This window comes from Sphaerotilus sp., from assembly GCF_013299175.1.
Taxonomy (GTDB): domain Bacteria; phylum Pseudomonadota; class Gammaproteobacteria; order Burkholderiales; family Burkholderiaceae_C; genus Sphaerotilus.
The window spans coordinates 1-16,615 of record NZ_JAAFKF010000012.1 but is presented as its reverse complement, the minus strand read 5'-3'; the positions used below and the strand labels follow the sequence as shown (position 1 = coordinate 16,615).

Annotated in this window: 16 protein-coding genes and 1 pseudogene; 8 read left to right on the top strand and 9 right to left on the bottom strand. The window is 68.0% G+C overall.

The window, feature by feature from the left end; translation table 11 throughout:
- Window positions 1-8 precede the first annotated feature (8 nt).
- From QZW52_RS03735 to aptA, 4 genes and pseudogenes are all read right to left on the bottom strand, one after another.
- On the bottom strand, window positions 9-1,373 hold the full coding sequence (locus QZW52_RS03735) for a glutamine synthetase family protein (protein WP_293995451.1): 1,365 nt from the start codon (window positions 1,371-1,373) through the stop codon (window positions 9-11).
- Window positions 1,374-1,473: 100 nt separating this feature from the next.
- Window positions 1,474-1,800, bottom strand: a complete 327-nt coding sequence (locus QZW52_RS03730; RefSeq protein WP_293995448.1) for a gamma-glutamyl-gamma-aminobutyrate hydrolase family protein — start codon at window positions 1,798-1,800, stop codon at window positions 1,474-1,476.
- Window positions 1,801-2,017: 217 nt separating this feature from the next.
- A pseudogene (locus tag QZW52_RS03725) lies at window positions 2,018-2,413 on the bottom strand (gamma-glutamyl-gamma-aminobutyrate hydrolase family protein); the annotation flags it as partial.
- Between the two features lie 64 nt (window positions 2,414-2,477).
- A complete protein-coding gene (gene aptA / locus QZW52_RS03720; protein ID WP_293995445.1) occupies window positions 2,478-3,800 on the bottom strand; it encodes an omega-aminotransferase AptA in 1,323 nt (440 codons plus the stop codon).
- 140 nt (window positions 3,801-3,940) lie between these two features.
- Here aptA and QZW52_RS03715 point away from each other — a divergent pair, with 140 nt between their 5' ends.
- The 3 genes from QZW52_RS03715 (at window position 3,941) to QZW52_RS03705 (ending at window position 5,552) form a co-directional block, all read left to right on the top strand.
- Window positions 3,941-4,420, top strand: a complete 480-nt coding sequence (locus tag QZW52_RS03715; RefSeq protein ID WP_293995442.1) for an Lrp/AsnC family transcriptional regulator — start codon at window positions 3,941-3,943, stop codon at window positions 4,418-4,420.
- Window positions 4,421-4,422: 2 nt separating this feature from the next.
- Complete coding sequence (locus tag QZW52_RS03710) at window positions 4,423-5,106, top strand: ABC transporter ATP-binding protein (protein WP_293995440.1); 684 nt, start codon at window positions 4,423-4,425, stop codon at window positions 5,104-5,106.
- Between the two features lie 146 nt (window positions 5,107-5,252).
- On the top strand, window positions 5,253-5,552 hold the full coding sequence (locus tag QZW52_RS03705) for an EAL domain-containing protein (RefSeq protein ID WP_293995437.1): 300 nt from the start codon (window positions 5,253-5,255) through the stop codon (window positions 5,550-5,552).
- On the opposite strand, the gene QZW52_RS03700 is transcribed toward QZW52_RS03705, so the two are convergent.
- The 3 genes from QZW52_RS03700 to QZW52_RS03690 are packed head-to-tail and all read right to left on the bottom strand — an operon-like array spanning window position 5,488 to window position 8,286.
- On the bottom strand, window positions 5,488-5,820 hold the full coding sequence (locus tag QZW52_RS03700; protein ID WP_293995535.1) for a DUF2322 family protein: 333 nt from the start codon (window positions 5,818-5,820) through the stop codon (window positions 5,488-5,490). The two genes, QZW52_RS03705 and QZW52_RS03700, sit on opposite strands and share 65 nt — an antisense overlap.
- A 20-nt stretch (window positions 5,821-5,840) precedes the next feature.
- Window positions 5,841-6,740 (bottom strand): hypothetical protein, encoded by a 900-nt coding sequence (locus QZW52_RS03695; protein WP_293995434.1) that lies wholly within the window; start codon window positions 6,738-6,740, stop codon window positions 5,841-5,843.
- Window positions 6,724-8,286, bottom strand: coding sequence for a lysyl oxidase family protein (locus QZW52_RS03690; RefSeq protein WP_293995431.1), 1,563 nt, complete (start codon window positions 8,284-8,286; stop codon window positions 6,724-6,726). Before QZW52_RS03690 ends, QZW52_RS03695 begins: the two co-directional genes overlap by 17 nt.
- A 60-nt stretch (window positions 8,287-8,346) precedes the next feature.
- Here QZW52_RS03690 and QZW52_RS03685 point away from each other — a divergent pair, with 60 nt between their 5' ends.
- The gene (locus QZW52_RS03685) at window positions 8,347-10,164 is read left to right on the top strand and encodes an MbnP family protein (protein WP_293995428.1); all 1,818 of its coding nucleotides are present in this window, start codon (window positions 8,347-8,349) and stop codon (window positions 10,162-10,164) included.
- Here QZW52_RS03685 and QZW52_RS03680 read toward each other — a convergent pair.
- The gene (locus tag QZW52_RS03680) at window positions 10,121-10,876 is read right to left on the bottom strand and encodes a sulfite exporter TauE/SafE family protein (protein WP_293995425.1); all 756 of its coding nucleotides are present in this window, start codon (window positions 10,874-10,876) and stop codon (window positions 10,121-10,123) included. The two genes, QZW52_RS03685 and QZW52_RS03680, sit on opposite strands and share 44 nt — an antisense overlap.
- Entirely contained in the window at window positions 10,876-11,841 is a 966-nt protein-coding gene (speB, locus tag QZW52_RS03675; protein WP_293995422.1) for an agmatinase, read from the bottom strand. The genes QZW52_RS03680 and speB overlap by 1 nt, the downstream gene beginning before the upstream one ends.
- Window positions 11,842-12,154: 313 nt before the next feature.
- Here speB and aceA point away from each other — a divergent pair, with 313 nt between their 5' ends.
- The 4 genes from aceA to rpmI all read left to right on the top strand — a co-directional run bounded on the left by aceA (window position 12,155) and on the right by rpmI (window position 16,591).
- On the top strand, window positions 12,155-13,471 hold the full coding sequence (gene aceA, locus QZW52_RS03670; RefSeq protein ID WP_293995419.1) for an isocitrate lyase: 1,317 nt from the start codon (window positions 12,155-12,157) through the stop codon (window positions 13,469-13,471).
- Between the two features lie 234 nt (window positions 13,472-13,705).
- On the top strand, window positions 13,706-15,625 hold the full coding sequence (thrS, locus tag QZW52_RS03665) for a threonine--tRNA ligase (protein ID WP_293995417.1): 1,920 nt from the start codon (window positions 13,706-13,708) through the stop codon (window positions 15,623-15,625).
- An 86-nt stretch (window positions 15,626-15,711) separates the two neighbouring features.
- A complete protein-coding gene (gene infC / locus QZW52_RS03660) occupies window positions 15,712-16,260 on the top strand; it encodes a translation initiation factor IF-3 (protein WP_293995532.1) in 549 nt (182 codons plus the stop codon).
- A 127-nt stretch (window positions 16,261-16,387) separates the two neighbouring features.
- Window positions 16,388-16,591, top strand: coding sequence for a 50S ribosomal protein L35 (rpmI, locus tag QZW52_RS03655; protein ID WP_293995415.1), 204 nt, complete (start codon window positions 16,388-16,390; stop codon window positions 16,589-16,591).
- Window positions 16,592-16,615 lie beyond the last annotated feature (24 nt).

The following is a 16,615-nucleotide window of genomic DNA, read 5'->3' as shown; positions in this document are numbered from 1 at the left end:
GAGCGGATTCAGACGTGCAGCAGCAGGTGCTCGCGCTCCCACGGCGAGATCACCTTCATGAACTCGGCGTATTCGATCTCCTTGATCTCGGTGTAGACGGTGATGAAGGACTCGCCGAGCACCTCCGCCAGCGCCTTCTCGCTGCGCAGTTTCTCCAGCGCCTCGCCCAGGCTGCGCGGCAACTGGTAATCCCCCAGGTAGGCATCGCCCTTGCATTCGGGCGTCGGTTCGATCTGGTTTTTCATGCCCAGGTAGCCACAGGCCAGCGTCGCCGCCAGCGCCACATACGGGTTCGCATCGGCGCCGATCACGCGGTTCTCGATCCGCCGCGCCGCCGGAGACGCCACGGGCGAGCGGATGCCGACGGTGCGGTTGTCGGTGCCCCACTGGATGTTGATCGGGGCGGCCGTGAAGCGCGAGAGCCGCCGGTAGCTGTTGACATACGGGGCGAACAGCGCCATCGCGGCGGGGATGTATTTCTGCAGCCCGCCGATGTACCAATAGAACTCCTTGCTCGCCGTGCCATCCGGGTTGCTGAAGATGTTCTGGCCGTCCTTGTTGACGATGCTCTGGTGGATGTGCATCGCGCTGCCCGGCTCGCCCGCGATCGGCTTGGCCATGAAGGTGGCGAACATGTTGTGGCGCATCGCCGCTTCCCTGAGCGTGCGCTTGAAGAAGAACACCTCGTCGGCGAGCTGCAGCGGGTGGTCGTGGAAGAAGTTGATCTCCATCTGCCCGGCGCCGATCTCGTGGATCAGCGTGTCCACGTTCAGCTCCATCTGCTCGCAGTACGAATAGACATCCTCGAACAGCGGGTCGAACTCGTTCACGGCGTCGATCGAATACGCCTGGCGCGAGGTCTCCGCCCGACCGCTGCGGCCGATGGGCGGCTTCAGCGGCATGTCCGGGTCGGTGTTGCGGGCGACGAGGTAGAACTCCAGCTCGGGCGCCACGACCGGGTTCCAGCCCTCGGCATCGAACAGGTCACACACCCGGCGCAGCACCGAACGCGGCGCGAACGGCACCATCTTGCCGTCCTTGTCGTAGCAGTCGTGGATGACCTGCGCGGTCGGGTCGGTCGCCCACGGCACGATGCGCACCGTCGCCGGGTCGGGGCGCAGGTGCATGTCGCGGTCGGTGGGGTTGATCACGTCGTAGTACGGGCCTTCTTCGGGGAATTCACCCGTCACGCCCATGGCGACCACCGCCTCGGGCAGCCGCATGCCGCGGTCTTCGGTGAATTTCTGGCGCGGCAGGATCTTGCCGCGGGCCACGCCGGTCAGGTCGGGCACGAGGCATTCGATCTCGGTGACGCGGCGCTCGTTGAGCCAGTGTTCGAGGTCGCTGAAGGTGAAGTGCTTGCGGGTGTTCATGGGCAGATCCGTGGTTCGTCGCGGGGTGCGGACCAGCAGGGGTGTGGCGATCCGATCGGTGTCGGTCACCGTGCCCTGCGGCCCGCCCGAGAGGGGTGGATCAGCGGCTCGGTGGCCGGTGCAGGTCGCGGTAGTCCTGGCAGGCGGCGCCGAAGGCCCGCAGCATCGCCAGGGAGACCGGGTTGTCGGCCGCCTGCCACTCCGGGTGCCACTGCACGCCGAGCACGAAGCCGTGGCCGGTGCTGGCACTGGTGCCACGCGGGTCCGCCACGGAAAACGCCTCGACCAGCCCGTCCGGCGCCAGCGCCTCGACCCGCAGCCCGTCGGCGAGGCGGTGGATGCCCTGGCCGTGGAGGCTGTTGACCTGGACCTCGCCCATGCCCGCGCCGAGCAGCCGGGCGAGCAGGCCGCCGGGCTGTACCTGCACCGGGTGCGCCCGACCGTATTGCGTCGGCGAGGCGGTGGATGCCCTGGCCGTGGAGGCTGTTGACCTGGACCTCGCCCATGCCCGCGCCGAGCAGCCGGGCGAGCAGGCCGCCGGGCTGTACCTGCACCGGGTGCGCCCGACCGTATTGCACCTCGACCGGGTCTTCGTCGCGGTCGCGGTGGTCGCGCAGCCCCGGCACTTCCTGCACTGCCTGGTGCAGCGAGCCGCCGAGGGCGACATTGGTTTCCTGAAAGCCGCGGCAGATCGCCAGCAGCGGGATGCCGCGCGCGATCACCTTCGGGATCAGCGGCAGCGTCCACGCATCGCGCACCGGATCGAGCGGCAGCGTCGTGTCGTGGACCGCTTCACCGAAATGACTCGGATGCACGTTCGACGGCGAGCCGGTCAGCAGCACGCCATCGGCCAGATCGAGCAGGCCCTCAAGTTCGTCCGGTGTCGCCCACGGCACGACCAGCGGCAGCGCGCCGGCCAGCCGCACGGCGTCGAGGTACTTCTTGCCAGCGATCAGGAAGGGGTGTTGCCCAAGCGTGCGCTGGCAGGCGGGCACCAGCACGGTGGGACGGCGCCGGGGAGGGGGGTCTTGGATGGTCATGGGCGCGAAAACCATTGCATGGAGTGTGCCAGCACCGCCGCGTGGCCGGACCTCGGGTTCCCCCTCAGGCCACGCGCCGGATGGCCGTCGCCACGGTTTCGACGATCTGCCCGATCTGGTCGGCCGAGATGATCAGCGGGGGCGACAGCGCGACCGTGTCGCCGGTGGTGCGGACCATCACGCCCTGCGCGAAGCAGTCCAGGAACACGTCGAACGCCCGCTGTCCCACGGCGCCCGGCCGCGACGCCAGCTCGATGCCGCCGACCAGCCCGAAGTGGCGGATGTCCACCACGTGCGGCAGTTCGCGCAGGCCGTGCAGCGCCTGACCGAGCGTGTCGTGCAGCGCGCTGGCGCGGGTGAGCAGACCGCCGTCGGCATAGGTCTCCAGCGTGGCCAGTCCGGCGGCACAGGCCAGCGGGTGGCCCGAGTAGGTGTAGCCGTGGAAGAACTCGATGGCGTGTTCCGGACCCTGCATGAAGGTGTCGTGGATCGCCTGCTGCACGAACACGGCGCCCATCGGCACGCAACCGTTGGTGATGCCCTTGGCGGCGGTGATCATGTCCGGCGTGACCCCGAAGGTCTGCGCGGCGAAGGGCTGGCCGGTGCGGCCGAAACCGGTGATGACCTCGTCGAAGATCAGCAGGATGCCGTGCTTGTCGCAGATCTCGCGCAGGCGCTGCAGATAGCCCTTGGGCGGCACGAGCACGCCGGTCGAACCGGCGATCGGCTCGACGATGACGGCGGCGATGGTCGAGGCGTCGTGCAGCGCCACCAGCCGCTCCAGGTCATCGGCCAGCTCGGCGCCGTGTTCCGGCTGGCCGATGCTGAAGGCGTTGCGGGCCGGGTCGTGGGTGTGGCGCAGGTGATCGACGCCCGAGACCATGGCGCCGAACTGCTTGCGGTTGGTGACGATGCCGCCCACCGAGATGCCGCCGAAGTTGACACCGTGGTAGCCGCGCTCGCGGCCGATGAGCCGGGTGCGGGTGCCCTCGCCGCGGGCGCGGTGGTAGGCCAGCGCCATCTTGAGCGCGGTCTCCACGGCCTCGGAGCCGGAGTTGGTGAAGAACACGCGGTTCAGGCCGGGCGGGGTCAGCCGGGTGAGCGCGTCCGCCAGGGCGAAGGCTTTGGGGTGGCCCATCTGGAAGGGCGGCGCGAAGTCCATCTCGGCGGCCTGCTGCTGGATGGCCTGCACGATCTTCGGCCGTCCATGGCCGGCGTTGACGCACCACAGGCCCGCCACGCCGTCGAGGATCTGGCGGCCGTCGTCGGTCCAGTAGTGCATCCCCTCGGCGCGGGTCATCATGCGCGGGGCCTGCTTGAACTGCCGGTTGGCGGTGAAGGGCATCCAGTAGGCGTCGAGGCGGGGGTCGTGGTGCGCGGTGGTCATGGCGTCGTGACTGGTGTGTTGGTGGTGTGGTGACAGCCTGAAGTCTAGGCAGACCCGCACGCAACAGGGTTGCCAATTGGGGGTGGCGCCCAGGTCTCTGCGCCCTAGAATTGTGCAAAATCCACTGGAGACGCAACAACATGGTCGCTGCGGTTCAACCCGTGCAACTCGATGCCACCGACCGCGCCCTCCTGCGCCAGTTGCAGGCGGATGCGCGGCAGTCCAATGTCGAGCTTGCCGAGCAGGTCCATCTCTCGCCATCGGCCTGCCTGCGGCGGGTGCGGCGGCTGGAAGAGGCGGGGGTCGTGGCGCGTTATGTGGCCTTGCTGGAGCCGCGCACGGTCGGCCAGAGCGGCACCTCGTACACCGTGGTCAACATCGAGCGCACGACCACCGAGACCCTGCGCCGCTTCGAGGAGGCGGTGCGGCTGGAGCCGGCGATCCTCGATTGTTTCTACGTCGCCGGCGGCAATGACTACCTGATTCGCTTTGCCTACCGCGACGCCGACGACCTGGAGCGGTTCCACACCGAGGTGCTCACGCGGCTGCCGGGGGTGATGCGGCTGAACTCGATGCTGGTGTTGCGCACGGTGAAGAAGACCACCGCGCTGGAGGTGTGACCATGGCACAGCCAATGGAGCCGGGCACGGCGTCGCCCGTGGCGCTGCAGATCGAGCGCCTGACCTTTCGTTTCCCCCTGCCGCCAGGACACCTGCAGCCGGCGCTGTTCCAGGACTGGTCGGCACGGTTCGGCCCCGGTGTCAGTCTGGTGCGGGCCGGTGACGGGGGTGGGAAATCGACCCTGCTGCGGCTGCTGGCGGGGGTCTTGGCGCCGCAGGCCGGGCGGCTGACGCTCCACGGCGCGGCGCTGGCCGAGCAGCCGCTGGCCTACCGGGCGCAGGTGTTCTGGTGCGATCCGGCGGATGCGGCGCTGGACCACCTGGGCGCCCGCGACTACCTCGCGCTGCGCCGCGGCCAGCACCCGGCCTGGGACGACGCGGTGCTGGAGGACGATCTGGCGGCGCTGGGCCTGCGCGACCACCTCGACAAGCCCCTCCACGCGCTGTCCACCGGCACCCGCCGCAAGCTGCGGCTGGCGGCCGGGCTGGCGAGCGGGGCGCCGCTGACGCTGTTCGACGACCCGTTCGCGGCGCTGGACCTGCGCTCGGTCGATCATGTGCTCGATCGGCTGGCCGAGTGCGCCGAGTGCGCCGCGTCCACCGGGCGCGCCCTCCTGGTCGCCCACCACACCGCGCTGGACGGGGTGCCGCTGGCGGCGCTGGTCGATCTGCCGGGTCCGGGCTGAGCGGCTTCCTCGGTCTGCTGGTCGGCGGGAGTGCGGCCGAAACCGGGGCCAGTTTGCCGTTCCGGGGTGCTACGACGACCGGCTCCGCGCGTCGATATACCACCATTCGCCGATCTGCCGTCGGCCGTGTCCAGGAGCGGGAATTGATGCAAGCGAGTCGGACCTTGTGTGTCGAGACCATCGTGCGCAGCCTGGTGGGTCTGGCGCACGCGCTGTGCATGGATGTCGTGGCCGAGGGCGCCGAGACGGAGGAGGAAATGGCGATGCTGCGCGGGATGCACTGCGACGTGGTGCAGGGCTTTGGCTATGGCCGGCCGCTGACCTTCGATACCTTCGTGTCCTTTGTCAGCCAGCGCAACAGCGTCGGCGCCCATCCCGGTGTCAGGTGCCTGGACCCTCCACAGGAATGGGGCACACCTGCAGCGGCCCGAGCGTGCCAGCCGTGATGGCCAGGAGCCGGTCGATGTTCGGGTGCTTGCCGGGGAAGGCGCGGGCGTCGGCCGTGTGCTCGGCGTAGAGGGCCAGCCCTGTGCGGGCCGCGTCGGCGTCGATCTGGCCATGGCGCTGTGCCAGGGCGTGGTAGACGCAGACCGAGCCGGCCTGGCCGGGGCGGTTGCTGACCGTGGCGATGGTTCGGCCAGCCGCATCCAGCAGATCGAGTCCGGCCAGATGCCCGATGCCGGGGAGGGTCTTGAGGGTGTCGGAGAAATTCATGGGCATGGGCATGGGCATTGTCATGGCGTGATTTTCGCCTCGGCTGCGCTGGCGATGCGGTTCAGGTTGCTGCGCAGGCTCGGGGTGAGCTGCTCGTGGCCCTTGCTGCCCGCGGCGGCGGCCCGGATCAGCTCCACGCCTTGCCGGGTATGCACCCGCTCCATGGCCATCAGTGCATAGTCGCCCGCGTCGGTGGCGGACTGCCGCAGCAGGTAATCGACGCTCTCCATCGTGCCCAGGCTGGCGATGCCGTACAGCGCCGACATGACCAAGGGCGAGCGTTTCTCGCTGGTGTCGGCCGCCACGATCTGCGACAGGCCCTCCAGTGCCGCCGGGTTGGCCGCCCCTTCCAGCACCTGCAGCACCCGGCCGCGCTGTTCGGCAGGCAGCTCGCCATAGTCGTTCGCCAGGGCCTGCACGAGCGCGCTGTCGGCCGTGCGGGCGAGGGCCGCGATGGCGATCCGCTCCACGGCCGGGTTGGTCGTGCTGAGCAAAGCTTCCCGGAACGCCGGCGCGGTGGCGGGTGTGGCGGCAGCGGCCAGTTGGCGACCCTGCGCGATGGCGTCATCACCGGGGGGCAGGCTGGCGAGCTGGTCGATCTGCCGGGCCATGCCCTGTGCGGCGGCCGAGAGTGGTCGCGGGGCCTTGGTGGCGCGGGGGAGCGGCGTGGCGCCTGCGGGCACGTCGAGGTGTCCGCTGTTCGCCACGGCCACCGCTGCGGACGCCCCTGGCAGGGCCGCGGCGGTGCCGGAGACCGTCGCCGCGTCGCGGACCACGGCGGGCACGGCCTCCGGGTTCTGGTAGCACCAGACGCCAGCCGCGATGGCCACCACGCCCGCCAGCGGCAACAGCCAGCCCAGGGGCCGCGCACCAGGATCAGGATGTCCAGGGTGTTCAGTGCGTTCAGGGGATGGTGACATTGAGGCGCCCCGTGTTGTTGGTTTCGTCCAGCTCGTCGATCACGTTCATCGGGTCCATGGTGACCTCCAGCACGTAGGCACCGGCCGGCACGTCGGTGATGTCGATCCACTGCCCCGACAGGTTGGAGCTGTACACGTCGGCCCAGCCCACCTGGATGCCCTGGTTGCTGCAGGTGTAGCGTGCCGACGGATTGGCCGCCGTGTTGATCCGGGTGATGTCCATCAGGCAGAAGCCCACTTTCTTGCCGTTGCGCACCACCGCGCCGGTGCTGTCGAGCAAGCGGTACTGGGCAAAGCTGCGGAAGTGGTAGTGGCCGTGGCAACTGCCGTATTCGAACATGCCGCTGGTGGCCGGGTTGCCGAGCACCAGGTCGGCGGTGCCGATGTTGCGGGTCTGGGTGGTGAAGCGCAGCAGCTTGTGCGTGCCGGCGGTGATGGTGCCTTCCTGGATCTCGCAGGCGTTGGCGGCGAAGGTCTCGGTGGTGATGCGGGGGTTGGCGGCGCTCATGTCCACCACGATGTCCGGCTTGCCCGCGGTGGCCGTGCCGGCGTAGCTGGCCTTGAGCGTGGCGCCCGAGTAGGCCGCGTAGCCGTGCAGCATCACGAAGTAGTCGCCGGCCCGGGGCGTAGTGACCGTGACGGTTTCGTTGTTGCCGTTCAGGTAGGGGCGCTGGTCATAGACGCTGGTGGTCGCCAGTTGGCCGTACTTGACGTACAGGTCGGCGTCGCCCGTGCCGCCGGACAGGGCGATGGTGACGCTGCTGACACCGCTGGGCACGGCGAACTTGAAGTTGGCCGTGCTGCCCTGGGCGCCGGCCAGGTTGCCCACCGGGGTGTTGTTGACCAGCGCCTGCAGCGGGTTGTTGATGGTGTAGGTGCCGGCGGTGACGGGGCTGGTGGCGAGTCCCGTGGCGAAGGCGGCGGCGTTGATCTGCGTGGTCGCGGTCACGAGGATCGGGGCGACGTACACCTCCGAGCCAGTGGTGGGGGCCGTGCCGTTGAGGGTGTAGCGGATGACGGCGTTGGCGGTGGCCGACGACAGGCTCACGCTGGTCTGGCCCGAATAGCTGCCCGGGGCCGGGCTGAACACCGGCGTGGCTGCTGCAGTGACCGCGCCGCTGCCGCCGGTGTAGGTGGCCTTGAGGGTGACGCCGCTGTACGCCTGGTAGCCGCGCAGCATCACGTACCAGGTGCCGGCGGCGGGGTTGGTCACCGACACCGACTCGTTCGAGCTGGACAGGTACGGCCGGTAGTCCCACGCGGTGGTGGTGGGCAGCGCACCTTGCTTCACGTACAGGTCGCAATCGCCCGATAAGCCCGTGATGGCGAAGCTGGCGGCGGTGGCGCCGGCCGGCACCGTGAGGGCGTAGTAGCGCGTGCTCTGGAGGGCGTCGGTGATCGGCCCGACGCTGACGCCGCTGCTCAGCACCTGGGGCGAGGCGGCGGTCTGGGCCGACGTGGGGGCGTGCAGCAGCAGCGTGCTGGCGGCGGCGGTGGCCAGCAGCAGGCGGGTCACCCTGGTCCAGGTGGTCATCAGGTGGTTCATGAATCCTCACAAATTTGTAATCGATGCTCAAATGTTACTTGTTGTTAATAATGTAATCAAATGATTCAAATTGATGCGAGCCGATGTGCAGCCGTGGCGTGTGTGCTGCTGAGCTTGTCCGGGGGGAGCCGGGCGTCGGCTCCTGAGGGGCCGGTGCAGGTCCAGGTGCAGGTCACGGCCGCCGGAACGCCGCTGGTGATGAACCGGCCGGGCCAGCTCGCCGACCGCCGCCACCGTGCGCTGGCGGTGACCCGGCTGGACCTGCTGCTGTCGGACTTCAGCCTGCAGCGGTTGGATGGCACCTGGACCGACCCGGCGGGTTGGAACGGCTACTTCCGCGCCGAGCAGCCGCTGCGGCGACAAGCGGTGCCGGCGGTGGCGCCGGGGTCGTATGGGGCGGTGCGGTTTGCGGTGGGGGTGTCGCCCACGCAGAACCACGCCGACCCGAACCGCTTCGGGCCGGAGCACCCGCTGAATCCCGTGGTCAACGGTCTGCACTGGGGCTGGACCGGCGGCTACATCTTCCTGGCGCTCGAAGGCCACTGGCAGTACGACCACGCCGCCGCGGGCCGCACGGGCGGGTATTCGTACCACCTGGCCGGCGACGAGAACCGGGTCACCGTGACGCTGCCGGCCAAGCTGCGCGTGCAGGCGGGCACGATGCTGCGGCTGCAACTCGACGCCACGCGCTTGCTCGCCGGGGTGGACATCGTTCGCGATGGCGAGTCCACGCATTCCCGGCAGCAGGACGTGCCTGTCCGTGCGATCAAGGCGGCCTTGCAACGGGCGTTCACGCTCCAGGCACTGCCCGCGATCTCCGGGATGCCCAACGCGCCGAGCCAGGCGGCCATGCCCTACGCCTGGTCCGTCGGCACGCACATGCCCTCGGTCGCGCTGCCCGCCGACAACGTGCCGACAGCGCAGGGCGTGGCGCTCGGCGAGCGGCTGTTCCACGACCCGCGCCTGTCGCGGGATGGCACCGTGCGCTGCGCGTCCTGCCACGACCCGGCGCATGCCTTTGCCGACCCGGGCAAGGCGGTGAGTGCCGGCGTGGGCGGGCGGCTGGGCACGCGCAACGCCATGCCGCTGTTCAACCTGGCGTGGGCGCCCGCGCTGTTCTGGGACGGGCGGGCACCCACGCTGCGCCAGCAGGTGGTCGGCCCGATCGAACACCCGCACGAAATGGCGGACACCCTGCCGCACGTCGTCGCCAAGCTTGGCGCCGACCCCGACATGGTCACGCACTTCAAGACCGCGCTGGGCGGCCCGGTCACGGCCGGGCGCATCGGGCTGGCGCTGGAGCAGTTCATGCTCACGCGGGTGTCACAGGACTCGAAATTCGACCGCGCCATGCAGGGCGGCGAGCCGTTGACGCCGGCAGAAAAGCGCGGCTTCGAGCTGTTCCTGACCGAGCGCGACCCCCGGCTCGGCCTGCGCGGTGCCGACTGTTTTCACTGCCACGGCGGGGCGCTGTTCACCAACCAGCAGTTCATGAACAACGGCCTGAGCCTGCGCCTGGGGCCGGGCGGAGACACCGGGCGCGAGCAGGTGACCGGTCAGCCCGCCGATCGCGGCAAGTTCCGCACGCCCAGCCTGCGCAACGTGGCCGTCACCGCGCCGTACATGCACGACGGACGCTTCAAGACGCTGGAGGAGGTGATCGAGCACTACGACCACGGCGTGGTGCGGCATCCGAACCTGGACCCCAACCTCGCCAAGCATCCACCGGAAGGCTTGAAGCTGTCGCGGGAGGACAAGGCTGCGCTGGTGGCCTTCCTGAAGACGCTGACCGACCCGGCGTTCCTGCCCGCCACGCTCGCCGCGCCCGAAGGGTCTAGCCGCGAGCGAAAAACGCCACCGCCATCACCACCCCGGTGACCACCACCACCGCCCGCACGCCCGCTGCCGGCAGCCGCCGCGCCAGCCGCGCACCGATGAAACCGCCCAGCGTCGCCGCCACCATCATCACCCCCGCCTGCGGCCACGCGATCGCCCCCGCCCAGGCGAACGCCGCCACCGACAGCAGCGACAGCAGCAGCGAGTTCAGGTTCTTCAGCGCATTGGCGGTGTGGACGTGGCGCTCGCCGGTCAGCGTGTACAGCGCCATCAGCAGGATGCCGAGGCCGCCGTTGAAATACCCGCCATAAACAGCGACCGCCAGCAGCCCCAGCGACTGCGCCAGCGGATGAAACTCGCCCGCCCCGCGCCGCTGACGCGCCGCCACCAGCCTCGGCCCGACCGCGAACAGCCCGGTGGCGAACAGCAGCAGCCACGGCACCGCCGCCGAGAACACCTTGGCCGGCGTCAGCAGCAGCAGCAGCGCGCCCCCGACCCCGCCCGCTGCGCAGATCAAGCCCTCGCGCAGTCGCCGCGCCCGAGGCAATGCGGCCAGCTCCTGCCGGAACCCCAGCGTGCTGCCCAGGTAGCCCGGACTGACCGCCACCGCGCTGGTCGCGTTGGCGGTGATCGGGGGCAGGCCGGTGAAGACGAGCGCCGGGAAGGTGAGGAAGCTGCCCCCGCCCGCGATGGCGTTGAGTGCCCCGGCGCCGAACGCCGCCGCGACGAGCAGCAGCCAGTGTGCTTCGGGCATCACGCGGGCACCGCCTGACCTTGCCGACGCTGGCGCTGATGCGCCACCTGCCCGCAGAGGTAGGTCCAGACGAGGTTCGCCGCGACGTTGCTCGACAGCTCGGCGTGGTCATACGGCGGCGCCACCTCGACGCAGTCCATGCCGACCCAGCGTTCGCCGGCCAGTTCCTCGATCAGCGTCAGCGCCTGGTTCGTGGTCAGGCCACCGGGTTCGGGCGTGCCGGTGCCGGGGGCGAAGGCGGGGTCGAGCGCGTCGATGTCGAAGCTCAGGTACAGGGGAGGGTTCCCGCACGACGCCCAGCGCCGCCGCAGCGTCTGGACCACGTCGTCCAGTTGCGCCGCGCTTTCCCGCCCGCGCAGGTCACGCGCTGTCCAGATCAGCCCGCCCTGGTCGCGCACGTAGTCGCGGGCTTCGCGCAGGCCGGCGCTGCGGATGCCGATCTGCGCGAACGCCTGCGGCATCACCAGCCCTTCCTGGATGGCCTCGTACACCCAGGTGCCATGTCCGCTTGGCTCGCCGAAGTGGTCTTCCCAGGTGTCGCAGTGCGCATCGAAGTGCAGCACGCCCAGCGGTTGCCCGAAATGCTGCCGGTAGGCACGCAGCAGCGGCAGCGTCACCGAGTGGTCACCGCCGAGCCAGACCATGTGCCGCTGCTGCGCGAGCAGCGCGGCGACCTGCGGCGCCATCGCCTCGCGCATCCGCTCCAGGCTGGTGTTCGGCAGCGGCAGGTCGCCCAGGTCGCACAGCACGTCGGCCGGCGACACCTCGAACAGCGGGTGCGTGCCGTCGCACAGCATGTGGCTGGCTTGGCGGATCGCCCGCGGGGCCATGCGCGCACCCGGGCGGTTCGTGACGGCGCCGTCCCAGGCGATGCCGGCCAGTCCGAATGGCCGCTCGGACGGCGCCCGCGGCCCCATCGGCACCTTGAGGAAGCTGTGGGCGCTGAGAAAGGCGAAGTCGGTCATGGCGGGCGGTGGGCACGGTGGCGGTGGGTAGCCCGCCAGTGTGCCGGATGCACCGGGATGCGCCGCCCGAAACTTGCGTTTTCATGACACTGAAGATGATTTCACAATGTGGGAAAAATGCATGGTGCAGCGCATCAATTTTTTCCATTGTGAGAAAACAAATTCCGCATGGTGGTTGATGTTCTGCAAGTCATTGATTTCATTGAGAACAAAGCTATGTCTTATATAAGACATAAGTCTTCTCGTTTTCACGGACTGCCGCTAAGCTTGGGCCATCCGATTCACCGCAACCCCTTGCCCTCTGGAGCGCCTCATGACGAACCTGACCCGCGAACAACAGATCGCCGCCCTCGAAAAAGACTGGGCTGAAAACCCCCGCTGGAAGCTGGTCAAGCGCGGCTACAGCGCCGCCGACGTGGTGCGTCTGCGCGGCTCCATGCAGCCCGAGTACACGCTGGCCAAGAACGGCGCCGAGAAGCTGTGGGACAAGGTCAACGGCGGCGCCAAGAAGGGCTACGTGAACGCGTTCGGCGCGATCACTGCTGGTCAAGCCATGCAGCAAGCCAAGGCCGGTCTGGAAGCCGTGTACCTGTCGGGCTGGCAAGTCGCCGCCGACGGCAATACGTCGGAAACCATGTACCCCGACCAGTCGCTGTACGCCTACGACTCGGTGCCGACGATGGTTCGCCGCATCAACAACACGTTCAAGCGTGCCGACGAAATCCAGTGGGGCCGTGGCATCAATCCGGGCGACAAGGGCTTCGTCGATTACTTCCTGCCGATCGTTGCCGACGCGGAAGCCGGCTTCGGCGGCGTGCTGAACGCCTTCGAGCTGATGAAGAACATGATCGCGTCGGGCGCCGCTGGCGTTCACTTCGAAGACCAGCTCGCCGCGGTCAAGAAGTGCGGCCACATGGGCGGCAAGGTGCTGGTCCCTACCCGTGAAGCCGTTGAAAAGCTGATCGCCGCGCGTTTCGCCGCCGACGTGATGGGCGTGCCGACGATCGTGCTGGCCCGCACGGACGCTGAAGCCGCCAACCTGCTGACCAGCGACTGCGACGACAACGACCGCCGGTTCGTCACCGGCGAGCGCACGCAGGAAGGCTTCTACCGCGTCAAGAACGGCCTGGAGCAGGCCATCAGCCGCGGCATCGCCTACGCCCCCTACGCCGACCTGGTGTGGTGCGAGACCGGCGTGCCGGACATCGGCTTCGCCCGTGAATTCGCGCAAGCCGTCCACGGCGCCTGCCCGGGCAAGCTGCTGTCGTACAACTGCTCGCCGTCGTTCAACTGGCGCAAGAACCTCAACGATGCGCAGATCGCCACCTTCCAGGAAGAGCTGTCGGCGCTGGGCTACAAGTACCAGTTCATCACGCTGGCCGGCATCCACATCAATTGGTACAACACGTTCCAGTTCGCCAACGCCTATGCCCAGGGCGAAGGCATGAAGCACTACGTCAACATGGTGCAGGAGCCGGAATTCCAGGCCCGCGAACAAGGCTACACCTTCGTGTCGCACCAGCAGGAAGTCGGCGCCGGCTACTTCGACGACGTGACCACCGTGATCCAGGGCGGCTCCAGCTCGGTCAAGGCGCTGACCGGCTCGACCGAAGAAGAGCAGTTCCACTGATTTCGCGCGGACCAACAAGCCCCAGCGCGCAAGCCCTGGGGCTTTTTTTCGGGCTCGGGTAAACTGGTGCGCTCATCATCTGCACAAGACACGGGAAAGGCACCTCGGTTATGACACCGCGAACTACCACCGCCTCGACCTCCGAGGTCTGACCAGCCAGCCGCGGCTCTTCCACCGAGTCCCCCAGGAAAGCGCGGCGTCCCCGCGCTTTTTTGTTTTCCAAGGTTTCCAGCGATGATTTCCATCCAGCTTCCCGACGGCTCCCGACGTGAATTCCCTGGCCCCGTGACGGTGGCCGAAGTGGCCGCCTCGATCGGCGCCGGTCTGGCCAAGGCGGCGCTCGCCGGCCGTGTCGGCACTGGCGACGCTGCCCGCGTGGTCGATACCAGCCACCGCATCGAGTCCGACGAGTCCCTGGCCATCATCACCGCCAAGGACACCGCCGGCCTGGAGGTCATCCGCCACTCGTCCGCCCACCTGCTGGCCTACGCCGTCAAGTCGCTGTTCCCCGAGGCGCAGGTGACGATCGGCCCGGTGATCGAACACGGCTTCTATTACGACTTCTCGTACAAGCGCCCCTTCACGCCCGACGATCTGGTGGCCATCGAGAAGAAGATGACCGAGCTGGCCAACAAGGACGAGCCGGTGGTGCGCCGCGTGCTGCCGCGTGACGAGGCCGTCGCCTATTTCAAGTCGCTCGGCGAGCACTACAAGGCCGAGATCATCGCCAGCATCCCGGCGGGCGAGGACGTGTCGCTCTACGCCGAAGGCGCGTTCACCGACCTGTGCCGCGGCCCGCACGTCCCCTCGACGGGCAAGCTGAAGTTCTTCAAGCTGATGAAGGTGGCTGGGGCCTACTGGCGCGGCGACCACCGCAACGAGATGCTGCAGCGCGTCTACGGCACGGCGTGGGCGACCAAGGACGACCTGCAGAAGTACCTCGTCATGCTCGAAGAGGCCGAGAAGCGCGACCACCGCAAGCTCGGCCGCGAACTCGACCTGTTCCACATCGACGAACACTCGCCCGGCACCGTCTTCTGGCACCCCAAGGGCTGGACGCTGTGGCAGGAGGTCGAGCAGTACATGCGCCGCGTCTACCGCGACAACGGCTACCTGGAGGTCAAGGGCCCGCAGATCCTCGACCAGGGCCTGTGGGAGAAGACCGGCCACTGGGACAAGTACCGCGAGAACATGTTCGTGACCGAGTCGGAGAAGCGCGACTACGCGCTCAAGCCGATGAACTGCCCCGGCCACATCCTCATCTACAAGCAGGGCATCAAGAGCTACCGCGACCTGCCGCTGCGCTTCGGCGAGTTCGGCCAGTGCCACCGCAACGAGCCGACCGGCGGGCTACACGGCATCATGCGCGTGCGGGCCTTCACGCAGGACGATGGCCACATCTTCTGCACCGAGGACCAGATCCAGGCCGAGGTGATCGCCTTCACGACGCTGCTGCAGAAGGTCTACAAGGACTTCGGCTTCACGGACATCCTCTACAAGCTCTCGACGCGGCCGGACAAGCGCATCGGCACCGAAGAAAGCTGGGACCGCGCCGAACACGCGCTGGCGGAAGGGCTGCGGGCGTCGGGCTGCGACTTCGAGTACCTGCCGGGCGAGGGCGCTTTCTACGGGCCGAAGATCGAGTACACCCTCAAGGACGCGCTGGGCCGACCCTGGCAGTGCGGCACGATCCAGGTCGATCCGAACCTGCCCGAGCGGCTGGACGCCGAGTTCGTCGGCGAGGACGGCGTGCGCCACCACCCGGTCATGCTGCACCGCGCCATCGTCGGCAGCCTGGAGCGTTTCATCGGCATCCTGATCGAGCAGCATGCAGGTGCCTTGCCGACCTGGCTCGCCCCCGTGCAGGTCTCGGTGCTCAACATCACCGACGCGCAGGCCGATTACGCCCGCGACGTGGCCAAAACGCTGCAAAAACAAGGACTTAGGGTCTCGCTTGATTTGCGCAACGAAAAAATCACGTATAAAATCCGCGAGCATTCTTTGCAGAAGGTTCCGTACCTGCTCGTTGTCGGTGACAAGGAGAGGGCTTCAGGAACCGTCGCAGTGCGCGCCCGGGGCAATCAAGACCTCGGGGTGATGGCTCTGGAAGCCTTCTCCCAGAAAGTCGCAGCAGACCTCTCCACCCTCCGGTGACGGGATTCGCGCTGTCGGTTTTCTTCTCCCTTGCCGGGGCGCGAATCTTGGGTTATCGGGCTGTGTGCCCCTGAAGGAATCTCACCATCGCTACCTTTCTTGACCGCCGTACGCCGAACGCCGAGCGCAAGCACCGCCTGAACCGCGAGATCACTGCCCTGGAGGTCCGCCTGAACGGACCCGAGAACGAGCCGCTGGGCATCGTCAACATCCAGGAAGCCCTGCGGCTGGCGGCCGATGGTGATGTCGATCTGGTGGAAATCTCGCCCACGGCCCAGCCGCCGGTGTGCCGCCTGATGGACTACGGCAAGTTCAAGTACCAGGAACAGAAGCGCGCGGCCGAGGCCAAGGCCAAGCAGCACGTCATCGATGTCAAGGAAGTCAAGTTCCGTCCCGGCACGGACGAAGGCGACTACAACATCAAGATGCGCAACCTGCGCCGCTTCCTCGAAGACGGCGACAAGGGCAAGGTCACGCTGCGGTTCCGTGGTCGCGAGATCACGCACCAGGACATCGGCATGCGCCTGCTGGAGCGGGTGCGCGACGAGCTGACGGACGTGTCGGTGGTCGAGCACATGCCCAAGCTCGAAGGCCGCCAGATGATCATGGTGCTGGCCCCGAAGCGCAAGAAGTAAGCCGAGCGATCGGCAGCAAGCAATTTGAGTGGGTGCGGTCTGGTCGCTGCGCCCCTCAGTGCCCGCAGGCCCCAAAGCGCATGAGTCGTTTCATGCCGCCTCGCAGGAACAACCCCAAGGAGCAGTCATGCCCAAGATGAAGACCAAGAGTGGCGCGAAGAAGCGTTTTCGCGTCCGTCCCGGTGGCACCGTCAAGCGCGGTCACGCCTTCAAGCGTCACATCCTGACCAAGAAGTCCACCAAGACCAAGCGCCACCTGCGTGGAACGACCGCTGTGCATGAGACCAACATGGGTCACATGGCACAGATGCTGCCGTTCGCCGGTCTGTAATCCACCACAACACGAAGGAGTCAT